This is a genomic window from Micromonospora lutea (genome assembly GCF_016863535.1).
Classification (GTDB): domain Bacteria; phylum Actinomycetota; class Actinomycetes; order Mycobacteriales; family Micromonosporaceae; genus Micromonospora; species Micromonospora lutea.
In genome coordinates, this window is sequence record NZ_BOPB01000003.1 from 23275 (window position 1) to 36634 (window position 13360).

The following is a 13360-nucleotide window of genomic DNA, read 5'->3' on the forward strand; positions in this document are numbered from 1 at the left end:
TGGGCGGCGTGACGTCCCCCCGTGATCTTGTGGTGCTGGGTTGTACCGGGTCGATCGGTACGCAGGCCATTGACATCGTGCGGCGCAACCCGGACCGGTTCCGGGTGGTGGCGCTGGGCGCCGGTGGCGGCAACATCGGGCTGCTCGCCGCCCAGGCGCTCGAACTCGGCGTCGACGTAGTCGGGGTGGCCAAGGCGTCCGCCGCGCAGGACCTTCAGTTGGCGTTCTACGCCGAGGCGAGCCGCCGGGGCTGGGCCACCGGCCAGTTCAAGCTGCCCAAGATCGTGGCTGGTCCGGAGGCGATGACGGAGCTGGCGCAGTGGCCGTGTGACGTCGTACTCAACGGGGTGGTGGGGTCGCTCGGGCTGGCGCCGACCCTGGCGGCGCTGCGCGCCGGGCGTACGCTCGCGCTGGCCAACAAGGAGTCCCTCGTCGCCGGCGGCTCCCTGGTCAAGGCCGCGGTGACCCGACCGGAGCAGATCGTCCCGGTGGATTCGGAGCACTCGGCGCTGGCGCAGTGCCTGCGCGGCGGCGCCCGGGACGAGGTACGCCGCTTGATCGTCACTGCCAGTGGTGGGCCGTTCCGGGGCAAGCGGCGCGACGAGTTGACGGCCGTGACGCCGGAGCAGGCGCTCGCGCACCCGACCTGGAACATGGGGCCTGTCGTCACGATCAACTCGGCGACGATGGTCAACAAGGCGTTGGAGGTGATCGAGGCGCACGAGCTGTTCGACGTGCCGTACGCCGACATCACCGTGATGGTGCACCCTCAGTCGGTGATCCACTCGATGGTGGAGTTCGTCGACGGTTCCACGCTGGCGCAGGCCAGCCCGCCGGACATGCGGCTGCCGATCGCCCTCGGGTTGGGCTGGCCGGACCGGGTGCCCGAGGCTGCCGCCGCCGTCGACTGGACGACCAGCCACACCTGGGAGTTCGCGCCGCTGGACGACGAGGCGTTCCCGGCGGTGGCGCTGGCCAAGGCGGCCGGTGCGGCGGGCCGGTGCCGGCCGGCGATCTACAACGCGGCCAACGAGGAGTGCGTGGCGGCGTTCGTCGCCGGACGGTTGCCGTTTCTCGGCATCGTCGACACGTTACGGCGGGTGCTGGACGAGGCTCCCGATTTCGGCGAACCGGGTACCGTCGAGGACGTACTCGAAGCCGAGTCGTGGGCGCGCGCACACGCGCAGGAGATCATCGCTGCTGCGGTGGAAGGAGCTTGATGTCGTTCGCGTTCGGGGTGGTGCTGTTCGCCCTCGGCATTCTCGTCTCGGTGAGCCTGCACGAGGCCGGGCACATGCTCACCGCCAAGGCCTTTGGCATGAAGGTCACCCGCTACTTCGTCGGCTTCGGCCCCACCATCTTCTCGTTCAAGCGGGGCGAGACCGAGTACGGCCTCAAGGGCATCCCGCTCGGCGGCTTCTGCAAGATCGTCGGCATGACGCCGCAGGACGACGATGTCGAGCCCGGTGACGAGAAGCGGGCCATGTGGCGCTACCCGGTGTGGAAGCGCACCATCGTGATGTCCGCCGGGTCGGTCACCCACTTCGGGTTGGCGATCTTCGCGGCCTGGCTGGCCGCGATGACCTTCGGCCTGCCCAACCCGGACTTCCCCCGTGACGAGCAGCAGATCCGCGCCGAGCCGGCCGTGATCGCGATCCAGGACTGCGTCCTGCCGGACACCACCTTCCGGGAGTGCACCGAGAGTGACGCGGCCAGCCCGGCCGGGGCGGCCGGGCTCCAGAACGGCGACCGGATCACCTCGATCAACGGCACCCCGATCAACAACTACGGCGAGCTGCTGACCACGCTGCGAGCCACCACCCCGGGCAGCACCGCCGCCATCGGGTACGAGCGCGACGGTCAGCCCGGCACCACCACGACCACGCTGGCCACCACCAAGCGCCCGCCGATCGACAACCCGGACGGGCCGGTCACCGAGGTCTCCGCGCTGGGCGTGGGCCTGGTCCTCTCCACCCCCGGCCTGGTCTCCTACGGTCCGGTGGAGGCGGTCGGCGCGACCAGCACCTTCATCGGCGACATGGCGGTGGCCACCGCTCAGGCGTTGCAGCGGCTGCCGGAGAAGATCCCCGCCCTGTGGAACGCCATCGTCGGGGGCGAGCGGGACATCGACACCCCGATCAGCGTGGTCGGCGCGAGCGTCCTCGGCGGTGAGGCGGTGGCCAACAACGCCTGGGAAATCTTCATCATGCTGTTCATCTCGCTGAACTTCTTCATCGGCGTGTTCAACCTGCTGCCGCTGCTGCCGCTGGACGGCGGCCACATCGCCATCGCCTGGTTCGAACGGGCCCGCTCCTGGCTCTACGCGCGGCTGCGTCGGCCCGACCCGGGCCGGGTGGACTACTTCAAGCTGATGCCCTTCACGTACGTGGTGATCCTGATCGGTGGTGTGTTCACCCTGCTCACCATCACTGCGGACGTGGTCAATCCGATCACCCTCTTCCCAAAGTGAGTGCCTGAAGTGACCGCTGTCAGTCTTGGTATGCCGCCCGTACCACCGCCGCCGCTCGCGCCCCGCCGGGCCAGCCGCCAGATCATGGTCGGGTCCGTGCCGGTCGGCGGCGGCGCACCGGTGTCGGTGCAGTCGATGACCACCACGTTGACCGCCGACGTCAACGCCACCCTTCAGCAGATCGCGGAGTTGACGGCGTCCGGGTGCCAGATCGTCCGGGTGGCCGTGCCCAGCCAGGACGATGTGGAGGCACTGCCGGCGATCGCCCGCAAGTCGCAGATCCCGGTGATCGCGGACATCCACTTCCAGCCGAAGTACGTCTTCGCCGCGATCGACGCCGGCTGCGCGGCGGTCCGGGTCAACCCGGGCAACATCCGCCAGTTCGACGACAAGGTCAAGGAGATCGCGGCGGCGGCCTCCGCCACGGGTACGCCCATCCGGATCGGCGTCAACGCGGGCTCGCTGGACAAGCGGCTGATGGCCAAGTACGGCAGGGCTACCGCGGAGGCGTTGGTCGAGTCGGCGTTGTGGGAGTGCTCGCTGTTCGAGGAGCACGGCTTCCGGGACATCAAGATCTCGGTGAAGCACAACGACCCGGTGGTGATGATCCGGGCGTACCGGCAGCTCGCCGAGGAGTGCGACTACCCGCTGCACCTGGGGGTGACCGAGGCCGGGCCGGCGTTCCAGGGCACCATCAAGTCGGCGGTCGCCTTCGGAGCGCTGCTGGCCGAGGGCATCGGCGACACCATCCGGGTGTCGCTCTCCGCGCCGCCGGTCGAGGAGATCAAGGTCGGCAACCAGATCCTGGAGTCGCTCGGGCTGCGCGAGCGCGGCCTGGAGATCGTCTCCTGCCCCTCCTGCGGGCGGGCCCAGGTGGACGTCTACAAGCTGGCCGAGGAGGTCACCGCCGGCCTGGAAGGGCTGCCGGTGCCGCTGCGGGTCGCCGTGATGGGCTGTGTGGTCAACGGTCCCGGTGAGGCCCGCGAGGCCGACCTGGGGGTGGCCTCCGGCAACGGCAAGGGGCAGATCTTCGTCAAGGGCCAGGTCATCAAGACCGTGCCCGAGGGCCAGATCGTGGAGACCCTGATCGAGGAGGCGCTGCGGCTCGCCGACGAGATGGGCGCCGAGCTGCCCGAGGAACTGCGCGACCTGGTTCCCGGCGCCACCGTCACCGTGCACTGACGACGCGACGAACACGAGGGCGGCCACCCCACCGGGTGGCCGCCCTCGGCGGTACCGATCTCACTGCGATTCGGCGAGGATCGCGTACAGCTTGCGGCGGGTCTCGTCGAGCACCTGGGCGGCTCGTTCCCGCTGGTCGTCGGTGCCGGTCATCATCACCTGGCGCAGCGCGTGCATGGCCTGCATGCCGGCGTTGCGGATGTCGTGCCAGCTGTTGATGGTGTCTTCGGCCACCTCCGCCCAGGGTGGCGTCTGGGCCGCCTCGCCAGCCTCGGCGCGGCCCTGCTCGGTGAGGGTGAACCGCTTGCGGCCTCCACCGGCCTCGTCGGTGGCGACGATGACGCCCTCGTCCTCCAGCAACTGGAGGGTCGGGTAGATCGAGCCGGGGCTGGGGCGCCAGCCTCCGCCGGTGCGGGAGTCGATCTCCTGGATCATCTCGTAGCCGTGCATCGGCCGCTCGATGAGCAGGGCCAGCACCGCGTTGCGGACGTTCGGTCGGCGCCCCCGACCCCGTCCGCGCCCGCCTCGGCCATGACCGAAGCCGTGCCCGCCCGGCCCGAACGGCGGCCCTGCCGGGAAGGACGGGAAACCGAATCCGCGCATCCGGCCCTCGTGCGGAGCGTGCCCACGTCGATGGAATTTCACGACTGTCTCCTTCGTCAGAACTATCACTGATGCATCAACGATATATCGCCGACACAACGCCGACAACCCTGCTATACCCCACGCCCTACCCGGTCGGGGGCGGGGCGGGTGGTGGTTGGCGTCCGCCGACACGCGGGGGACGGATCTGGCAGGCTGGTATCCGTGCTGACGGCGCCGGTGCGGCAACTCGGGGAATCGGAACGGCGTGCGGTCGAGCGACTGCTCGACCTCGACCCGTTCGCGAGCGCGCAGGTCGCGGAGCGGGTCGCCGCGCGCGGGCTGGCGTGGTGGCGGGCCGAGGGCCGGGTCCTGGGGTACGGCACCCGCCGGCACCTCGAATCGGTCTGCTGGCTCGGCGGCAACCTCACCCCGGTGCTGGCCGGCCCACAGGCCATCGCCGCCTTCGCCGACCTGCTCGCGGGCGAGGAGCGGCTCTGCTCCTCGATCGTCGGGCGAGCCGATGCCGTCCTGCAACTGTGGGATCGCCTCTCCGACACCTGGGGACCGGCCCGGGACGTACGCCCGAATCAGCCGTTGCTGGTCACCGACGCGCTGCCCCCGGTCTCCGTCGACCCGCAGGTACGCCGGGTGCGTAGCGGTGAACTCGACCGGCTCTTCCCCGCCGCGGTGGCGATGTACACCGAGGAGGTCGGCGTCTCACCGCTGGCCGACGATGGTGGGCGCGGGTATCGGCGTCGGGTCACCGACCTGATCCGCTCCGGTCGGGCGTACGCCCGGTTCGTCGACGACCAGGTGGTCTTCAAGGCCGAACTGGCGGTCGTCACCCGACGCACCGCGCAGGTCCAGGGGGTGTGGGTGGCACCCGAGTGGCGGGGCCGAGGGATCGCCACGTCCGCGATGGCGGCGGTGGTCCGCGACGCGCTGGCCCGGGTCGCCCCGACGGTCAGCCTGTACGTCAACGACTTCAACCTGTCCGCCCGGCGCGTCTACGAGCGCTGCGGCTTCCGCCCGGTCGGCACCCTGGCCACCGTGCTCTTCTGAGGTGTGCTGATCGACTGAGAGATCTTGGTCCGCGAACGCCCTTGGCGGGGCATTCGCGGACCAAGATCCGGCGACGTCGGGCCGGCGAAAATGCGTTGAGCCGGGCGGTCCGGCGCAGCAGGCTGGAGGCACCGCCACCAGACCGGAGGAACGACCCATGCGCCTGCTCCGTGATCTGTGGGTCACCTCGTCGCGCCGGATGACCCTGGTGGTCGTCCTGATCCTGCTCGGCGGCATCGGCCAGGCGGCCACCGCCGCGCTCGCCGGGCCGGTGCTGCTGCATCGCTCCGTCGGGTTCTTCGTGCTGCTGTCGGTGGCACTGGTCGCGTCGGTCTGCAGCGATCTGGTGATCAGCCTGGTGATGGCCGGGGTCACCGCGGACTGGTCCGCCGACCTGCGTCGCCGACTGTGCCGGGTGGCCCTGGGACAGCCCGTGCCCGCCCTGGAGACGACCCCGGTGGGGGAGATGCTCGACCGGATCGACGGTGACGTGTACGACGTCGCCTCGGGGGTGCGGGGTCCCGGTGTGCGGCTGGCCCAGGCGTTGGCCGTCGGCCTGCTGTCCACGCTCGTGGCGGTCGTCGTCTGGTGGCCGGCCGGAATCGGCATGCTGCTGCTCTGCATCCTGCTCGCGGTCACGCTGCGGCGTCCAGCCTCCCGGATCGCCCCGGCCCGGATGTACGAGGAGGCGGCCTGGTCGGACCTCGCGGCGGTGATGGAGGAGTCGATCCACGGCCAGGACGACGTACGCACCAGCCTGGCCCGACCGTACGTGCTGCGGCTGTACGCCCGCCGGGCAGCCGAGGTGCTGCGCCGTGGTTTTCGGGTGTGGCAGATGTCGGCGCGGGTCAACACCGTCGCGGCCGGGGTGACCCGGGTCGGGGTGGCGTTGGTCGTGCTCGGTGGGGTGTGGGCGCTGACCACCGGCCGGGTCGACGCCGCCCGAATGACCGCGATCTGGCTGCTCGCGCTCTCCCTCGGCATGACCGTCGAACATGTCAGCCGGATGGTGCCGGAGGTGCAGTACGCACTCGGCGCGTGGGGGCGGGTCCAACTGCTCTCGGCCGCCCCGCAGGAGCCCAGCGGCGGTGCCGCCCCCAGCGACGGCGACCTGGTCATCCGCGACCTGACCTACCGCTACCCGAGCACCGGTCCGGACGCCGATCGCCCTCCGGCGTTGCGCGACATCGACCTGACCTTCGTGCGGGGCCGCTCGTACGCCCTGGTCGGCCGGACCGGGTCGGGTAAGTCAACGTTGGCCAAGGTGCTCACCCGAGCGGTCGACGTGCCACCCGGGACGGTCCTGCTCGGTGGGCGCGACGTGCTCGACCTCGACGTGGAGCAGTTGCGCCAGTGGATCGCCGTGGTGCCGCAGCGTACCGAGATCCTCGCCGGCACACTCGCCGAGAACGTGGCGCTGTTCGACCCCGAGCTGCTCGACGCCGCTGCCCGAGCCCTCGACGAGTTGGGGCTGACCAACTGGGTCGCCGAGCTGCCGGCCGGCCTGGACACCCGCCTCGGCGAGGGCGGCCACGTGCTCTCGGCCGGTCAGGAACAGTTGGTCGCCTTCGCCCGGATCCTGGTCCGTGATCCACACGTGGTGATTCTCGACGAGGCCACCGCCCGACTCGACCCGGTCACCGAGACCCGGGTTCAGCAGGCCACCGAGCGCCTGCTGCGGGACCGGATCGGCATCGTCATCGCCCACCGGCTGTCGTCGGTGAGCCGCTGCGACGAGGTGGTGGTGCTGGCCGACGGCGCGGTGGTCGAGGCCGCCCCGCTGGCCGAGTCGCGTCGCTTCGCCGAACTCGTGGCCGCCGGCCACGCGGGCGGTGACGCCGGCCTCGATCTGCTCGACGGGGCGGACTGGACGCGGGCGGAACCGGTACTGATCGGGGCCCACGCGGCGGAGGCGACGGTGGCAGCCGAGGCCGGTGGTCCGACGGGTCTGGTCGTGGCGGGCTTCCGGACACCAGGCTCGTCGGGTGGCACTGATCCGCTGGCCGAAGCCGCCCGGACGGACCCGCCGACCGAGGTCGTCGCCGGTGGGCCCGTACCCGCGGTCGGACCCGAGCCGGTCGAGCCGGCGGCGGGCCGGGAAATCGGCGGACACGAGGTGGGCGGACCCGAGTCGAGTGCAGCCACGGTCGGCCGGCAGGGCGATCAGCTACCCGCGTCCCGGGCACGGACCCTGCGGGAGATCTTCCGGCTCTGCCTGAACGACCCCCGATACGGCGCGGCGGCGGTGGGCATCTTCGCCGTACTGGCGATCCTCGGTCTGGACGGGCCGGTGCTCGCCTGGCTCTGGGCCGACGTGGTCGACGGCACCGGCGACCCCTGGCTGCCCGCTCTGGGTATCGCGGCCGGCCTGATCCTCGCCATCCCGGCGCACTACTGGACCCACCTGTGGTTCCCGGCCTGGTGGGTACGGCAGATGCTGCGGATCAGCGCCCGCCTCGTACACGGCCAGACCGGGCCCCGCCGGGTCAGTCGACACACCCCCGCCGAGGTGGTGGCCCAGGGCGGCGACACCGAGCGGGTGGTGCAGCTCGCCGACAACGTGCTCGACCAGACCGTCGGCCTGATCCTGCTGATCGCCATGACCCTGATCACCGACAGCGTGGTGCCCGGGCTGTTCTTCCTCGGCACGATGGTGCTCTCCGGGTTGGCTGCCACGATGTTCGGGCCGAGGCTGGAGCGGGCGGCGCGGGACACCGTCGCCGCGCGGGCGGCCTTCGCCACCGCGCTGGTCTCCACGCTGTCGGCGGCCCGCACGGTGAAGCTGGCCGGTGCCACCCGGCCGGTGCTGACCCACCTCGCCGACCTCGACACCGTACGCAGCGAACGGCAACGACGGGAGATCGTCGTGCAGGTCTGGGCCCGCTCCACACCGGCGGTGGCCAGCGGACTGCTTCCGATCGGCGTGTGGGCACTGTTCCTCGTCGGTGGACTCTCCACCGGGGCGGCACTGGTTGCGGTCGCCACGCTGGGCGCGGCGCGCTGGTTCGCCTGGACCACCGCCTCGTTGATCTCCCAGGTGCCGTCGGCGCGGGTGTGGACCCGGCGGACGGCGGAGATGACCGGAATCGAGGCGTACTCGGCGCGGGTGCCGGGGGTCGACCTGGACGCCGGCACCGCCCCCGCCCCGACGGCGCCACCGCGTACCCCGCTGCGGCGGCTGGAACTGGTCGGCTTCGGCGTCCGGCACACCGACGGCGTCACCGCCGTACGCGACGTGGACCTGACCGTGGCCCGCGGCCAACTGGTACTCGTCGTCGGGCCGGTCGGCTCGGGTAAATCGTCGCTGCTGCGGGCCCTCGCCGGAATCGCCCCGCACACCGGGTTGCTGGCCTGGAACGGCGAGCCGGTGTCCGAACCTGAGCTGTTCCTGCGCCCCAACCAGGTCGGCTACGTCGGCCAGTTGCCCCGGGTGCTCTCCGGCACGGTCGCCGACAACATCACCCTCGGGCATCAGGTGGACGCCGCACACGCGGTCAGCACCGCCCAGCTCGAACATGACCTGGCCGCCACCGGCAGCGGGCTCGGCCTGCTCATCGGGCACAAGGGCACCCGGTTGTCCGGCGGGCAGTTGCAACGGCTGGCGCTGGCCCGGGCGCTGGCTCCGCGTACCGAGCTGTTGGTGGCCGACGACGTCTCCTCCGCGCTGGACGTCACCACCGAACTGGCGCTGTGGCAGGCGTTGCGGGAGCGCGGCGTCACGGTGGTCGGCTCCACCTCGAAGCGGGCCGCGCTGGTGCGGGCCGATCACGTGGTGGTGCTCATCGCCGGTACGGTGGCCGCCCAGGGCCCGTGGCGCGACCTGGAGCGACACTGGGGACACCTGGCGGGCTAGACCCGCACCGGTCCGGCTGCCCTGGGCAGCCGGACCGCCGGTCAGGCCGCCCTCAGGTACGGGTCCGGCCAGTTGGGGGCCGCGCCCAGCTTGGCGGCTGCCTGGTGCGGCCAGTACGGATTGCGCAGCAGTTCCCGGCCGAGCAGCACCAGGTCGGCCTCGCCGTCGACGATGATCGCTTCGGCCTGCTCCGGTTCGACGATCAGGCCGACCGCGCCGGTCGGCACCTGTGCCTCGCGGCGGACCTGAGCGGCCAGCGGCACCTGGTAGCCGCGCCCGACCGGGACCTTGGCGGCTGGCGACGCCCCGCCGGAGGAGCAGTCGATCAGGTCCACCCCGGCGGCAGCGAGTTCGGTGGCGAGGGCCACGCTGTCCTCCACCGTCCAGCCGCCCGGCACCCAGTCGGTGGCCGAGATCCGGGCCAGTACCGGCACGTCCGCACCGACGGCGGCGCGCACCGCCCGGGCCACCTCCAGCGTCAGCCGCATCCGCCCGGCCCGGTCACCGCCCCAGCCGTCGGTGCGGTGGTTGGTCAGCGGGGAGAGAAATTCGTGCAGCAGGTAGCCGTGTGCGGCGTGAATCTCCACGGCGGCGAAGCCGGCCGCCACCGCCCGCGTGGCGGACTCGGCGAATGCCGCGACGACGTCGGCGATCCCGGTGGCGTCCAGGGCCGACGGCACCCGGTACTCCGGCACGAACGGTTCACCGGTGGGCCCGACCGGCGTCCAGCCGCCCTCGGCGTCCGGCACCCCGCCCTGGCGCGGCTCCCACGGACGGTACGTCGACGCCTTGAACCCGGCATGCGCGAGCTGCACCATGGGCACCGCGCCGTGCGCGGCCACGAACCTGGTCACCGGTCGCCAGGCGTCGACGTGCCGGCCGGACCACAACCCGGTGTCCTGCGGACTGATCCGGCCCTCCGGCAGCACGGCGGTCGCCTCGGTCATCACCAGGGCCGCGCCACCGATCGCCCGGGTGCCGAGGTGCACCAGGTGCCAGTCGGTGGGCAGGCCGTCGGGGCCGGCGCTGTACTGGCACATCGGTGCCAGCGCGATCCGGTTGGGCAGGGTGACCGTCCGCAGCGTCAGCGGCGTGAACAACGAACTCATCGCGCCATCCTCTCCCGGCGCGCGATCTCAGCGCCGACGGCGGACTGTGGGCTCGCGCACGGTCGGTTCCCCGTGCTCGTGCGCCGTGGGGTCGCGTACCACCAACGTCGCGGCGGTGGCCAGGGCCCAGCCGACGGCAACCGTCAGCAGCAGCCGCTCCAGCACCCCGACCAACGGACTCCGGCCGACCAGCAGCATCGCCAGACCGACCGCGCCCGCGAGCGGTAGCGACACCGCTGCCGCGACGACGCCGGTGCGCCGCAGCCGGCGTCGAGCCACCGGCGAGATGGCGACCGCCAGCATCGCGAAGACCACCGCCGCCGTCGCGGCGACACTGGCCGCACCGTGCACCAGGTCCGCCACGGTGGCCCGCTCGAACGGCGGCAGTGGGCAGCCCGCGCTGCACGTCACGGCTCCGGACAGGACCGTGCACAGACTCGCCGCCACGAGTAGCGTCACGGCGACCCGAAGTGCCGCGTCGTGGCAGTGCGATGCCCCGACCCGTAACGCGACGGCGAGCAGCAGCAGCGCCCCGGCCAGGGCGAACACTCCGATCCGGTACGTCCAGGCGTAGCTACTGTCAACGACACCGGCCTCACTCACGTACCCGGTCAGGCCCGGTCCTGGACCGGCGACCACGGCGAGTGTCACCGCGGCGGCGCCAGCCAGGGCGCAGAGCGCGGCAACCAGCGCGGTGCCGCGCCGCACCGACCGTCGGACCGTTGCCGGCGGCTCAGCCACGCCCGTGCGGCGTCGTCCAGCCGTGCAACTCCGGTCCGAGCGGCACGATGCCGGTCGGGTTGATCTCGTCATGGGTGGCGTAGTAGTGCCGCTTGATGTGGTCGAAGTCGACGGTCTCGCCGAAACCGGGGGTCTGGAACAGGTCCCGGGCGTACGCCCACAGCACCGGCATCTCGGTGAGTTTCTGCCGGTTGCACTTGAAGTGTCCGTGGTAGGCCACGTCGAAACGGACCAGCGTGGTGAACAGGCGCACGTCCGCTTCGGTGATCGAGTCACCCATCAGGTAACGCTTGCCGGCCAACCGCTCCGACAGCGCGTCCAGCCGCGTGAACAGCGCCTCGTACGCCTCGTCGTACGCCTGCTGCGAGGTCGCGAAGCCGCATCGGTAGACGCCGTTGTTGACGTCCCGGTGGATCTCGGCCATCAGCGCGTCCATCTCCGGGCGCAGTTCGACGGGGTAGAGGTCCGGCGCGCCCGGAGCGTGCAGCCGCCGCCACTCGGTGGACAGGTCCAGGGTCAGTTGCGGGTAGTCGTTGGTGACCACCCGCCCGGTACGGGTGTCGGTCAGCGCCGGCACGGTGACCCGGCCGGTGTAGTCCGGATCGGTGGCCAGGTACGCCTCGGAGAGGAAGCCGATACCGAGCACCGGATCGAAACCGTCCTGGTCGAGGGTGAACCGCCAACCGCGATCGTCCCGGATCGGGTCGACGGTGCCCAGCGAAATGGCGTCGGCCAGCCCGAGCAGGTTACGCACGATCAGCGCCCGATGGGCCCACGGGCAGGCCCGGCACCAGATCAGCCGGTACCGGCCCGGCTCCAGCGGCCAGCGGTCCTGCTCGTCCGGGCCACCGCCCGGCGGCGAGGTCGAGTGCGGGGTGACCCGCCCGGTGAACCGGTTGGGTTGGCGGACGAACGCGCCACCGCCGCTGGTTTCCGCGCTGAACTGGGCTCGTGCCATGCCCACAACCTATCGGCACCCACCGGGGATATCCTGGCCGTCGGTGAGTCCCCGTGGACCCGTGGACGCGCCGCTCCGCCCTTCCGACCCCCGAAGGATTCACGATGACCGTGGCATACCTGGTGGCTGGTGTCCGCACCCCGTTCGGCCGGTACGCCGGCGCGCTGGCCGGCGTACGCCCCGACGACCTGGCCGCCCACGTGATCCGCGAACTGGTCGCGAGGCACCCGTCGGTGGACTGGGCGCGTACCGACGACGTGGTGTTCGGCTGCGCCAACCAGGCTGGCGAGGACAACCGCAACGTGGCCCGGATGGCGGCGTTGCTCGGCGGGCTGCCCGAGCAGGTGCCCGGCAGCACGGTCAACCGGCTCTGCGGCTCCGGCCTGGACGCGCTGGCCACCGCCGCCCGGTCGATCGTCGCTGGCGAGGCGGACCTGGTCGTGGCGGGCGGGGTGGAGAGCATGAGCCGGGCGCCGTTCGTCATGCCGAAGGCCACCACCGCGTTCTCCCGATCCGCCGAGGTGTACGACACCACGATCGGTTGGCGGCTGGTGAACCCGTTGATGGAGCGCGGCTGGGGCATCGACTCGATGCCCGAGACGGCGGAGAACGTGGCCGCCGAGTACGCGGTCGACCGGGCGGCGCAGGACGAGTTCGCGTACCGCTCGCAGTTGCGGGCCGCCAAGGCTCAGGCCGACGGCCGGTTGGCCGAGGAGATCGTGCCGGTGACCGTGCCCGCTGGTCGGCGGGAAACCAAGCTGGTCGAGGTCGACGAGCATCCGCGACAGACCTCGCTGGAGAAACTGGCGGCACTGCCCACCCCGTTCCGCGACGGCGGCACGGTGACCGCTGGTAACTCCTCGGGTGTCAACGACGGCGCGGTGGCCCTGCTGGTCGCGTCGGAGGCGGCCGTCGCCGCGTACGGCCTCACTCCGTTGGCCCGGGTCTCCGGCACGGCGGCGGCCGGCGTACCGCCCCGGGTGATGGGGATCGGGCCGGTTCCGGCGACCCGGCGGCTGCTCGACCGGCGCGGGTTGACCCTGGCCGACATCGACGTCATCGAACTGAACGAGGCGTTCGCCGCCCAGTCCGTCGCGGTGCTGCGTGAACTCGGCCTGCCCGAGGACGCGGAGCACGTCAACCCGAACGGGGGCGCCATCGCGCTGGGACACCCGCTCGGTGCCAGTGGCGCCCGGCTCGCGCTGACCGCCGCGCTGGAGCTGCGTCGACGCGGCGGACAGCGGGCGCTGGCCACCATGTGCATCGGGGTGGGGCAGGGCATCGCGCTGCTGCTGGAGGCCGTCTGACCTGCCCCGTGCCGGAGGGAGATCAGGAAAAGAGCGTTGTGGATCTCCCTCCGCGCCATGGACCAGCCTAGAGTGGGCAGCATCACACGATCC

The 13360-nt window shown here is 71.8% G+C and carries 10 protein-coding genes; 6 read left to right on the forward strand and 4 right to left on the reverse strand.

Features of this window, described 5'->3' with window-relative positions:
* The first annotated feature begins 8 nt into the window (after window positions 1-8).
* From dxr to ispG, 3 genes are read left to right on the forward strand one after another with little or no spacing between them, the layout of a single operon-like run.
* Window positions 9-1220 carry a 1-deoxy-D-xylulose-5-phosphate reductoisomerase gene (gene dxr / locus Vlu01_RS03890; protein WP_203993773.1) on the forward strand — a complete coding sequence of 404 codons (1212 nt, stop codon included), beginning with the start codon at window positions 9-11 and terminating at the stop codon, window positions 1218-1220.
* Window positions 1220-2470, forward strand: coding sequence for a M50 family metallopeptidase (locus tag Vlu01_RS03895; RefSeq protein WP_203993790.1), 1251 nt, complete (start codon window positions 1220-1222; stop codon window positions 2468-2470). Before dxr ends, Vlu01_RS03895 begins: the two co-directional genes overlap by 1 nt.
* A gap of 9 nt (window positions 2471-2479) precedes the next feature.
* A complete protein-coding gene (ispG, locus tag Vlu01_RS03900; protein WP_203993805.1) occupies window positions 2480-3652 on the forward strand; it encodes a flavodoxin-dependent (E)-4-hydroxy-3-methylbut-2-enyl-diphosphate synthase in 1173 nt (390 codons plus the stop codon).
* A gap of 60 nt (window positions 3653-3712) precedes the next feature.
* Here ispG and Vlu01_RS03905 read toward each other — a convergent pair whose 3' ends face one another.
* Entirely contained in the window at window positions 3713-4297 is a 585-nt protein-coding gene (locus tag Vlu01_RS03905) for a PadR family transcriptional regulator (RefSeq protein WP_203993808.1), read from the reverse strand.
* Window positions 4298-4459: 162 nt separating this feature from the next.
* Here Vlu01_RS03905 and Vlu01_RS03910 point away from each other — a divergent pair, with 162 nt between their 5' ends.
* Together Vlu01_RS03910 and Vlu01_RS03915 are read left to right on the forward strand one after the other, a co-directional pair.
* Window positions 4460-5299 (forward strand): GNAT family N-acetyltransferase, encoded by an 840-nt coding sequence (locus Vlu01_RS03910; protein ID WP_203993821.1) that lies wholly within the window; start codon window positions 4460-4462, stop codon window positions 5297-5299.
* A gap of 157 nt (window positions 5300-5456) precedes the next feature.
* Entirely contained in the window at window positions 5457-9152 is a 3696-nt protein-coding gene (locus Vlu01_RS03915) for an ABC transporter ATP-binding protein (RefSeq protein ID WP_203993823.1), read from the forward strand.
* Window positions 9153-9193: 41 nt separating this feature from the next.
* Here Vlu01_RS03915 and Vlu01_RS03920 read toward each other — a convergent pair whose 3' ends face one another.
* From Vlu01_RS03920 to Vlu01_RS03930, 3 genes are read right to left on the reverse strand one after another with little or no spacing between them, the layout of a single operon-like run.
* Window positions 9194-10261, reverse strand: coding sequence for an NADH:flavin oxidoreductase/NADH oxidase (locus tag Vlu01_RS03920; RefSeq protein ID WP_203993826.1), 1068 nt, complete (start codon window positions 10259-10261; stop codon window positions 9194-9196).
* 27 nt (window positions 10262-10288) lie between these two features.
* A complete protein-coding gene (locus Vlu01_RS03925) occupies window positions 10289-11002 on the reverse strand; it encodes a DUF998 domain-containing protein (protein ID WP_239095680.1) in 714 nt (237 codons plus the stop codon).
* The gene (locus Vlu01_RS03930) at window positions 10995-11960 is read right to left on the reverse strand and encodes a glutathione S-transferase family protein (RefSeq protein WP_203993832.1); all 966 of its coding nucleotides are present in this window, start codon (window positions 11958-11960) and stop codon (window positions 10995-10997) included. Before Vlu01_RS03930 ends, Vlu01_RS03925 begins: the two co-directional genes overlap by 8 nt.
* A 104-nt stretch (window positions 11961-12064) precedes the next feature.
* Between Vlu01_RS03930 and pcaF the strand changes: the two genes are divergently transcribed.
* Window positions 12065-13267, forward strand: a complete 1203-nt coding sequence (gene pcaF, locus Vlu01_RS03935; protein WP_203993835.1) for a 3-oxoadipyl-CoA thiolase — start codon at window positions 12065-12067, stop codon at window positions 13265-13267.
* Window positions 13268-13360 lie beyond the last annotated feature (93 nt).

Coding starts and splice junctions, on each gene's coding strand:
- Vlu01_RS03895 (WP_203993790.1), top strand. CDS start 1,220: ATGTCGTTCGCGTTCGGGGTGGTGCTGTTCGCCCTCGGCATTCTCGTC.
- Vlu01_RS03915 (WP_203993823.1), top strand. CDS start 5,457: ATGCGCCTGCTCCGTGATCTGTGGGTCACCTCGTCGCGCCGGATGACC.
- Vlu01_RS03920 (WP_203993826.1), bottom strand. CDS start 10,261: ATGAGTTCGTTGTTCACGCCGCTGACGCTGCGGACGGTCACCCTGCCC.
- Vlu01_RS03930 (WP_203993832.1), bottom strand. CDS start 11,960: ATGGCACGAGCCCAGTTCAGCGCGGAAACCAGCGGCGGTGGCGCGTTC.
- pcaF (WP_203993835.1), top strand. CDS start 12,065: ATGACCGTGGCATACCTGGTGGCTGGTGTCCGCACCCCGTTCGGCCGG.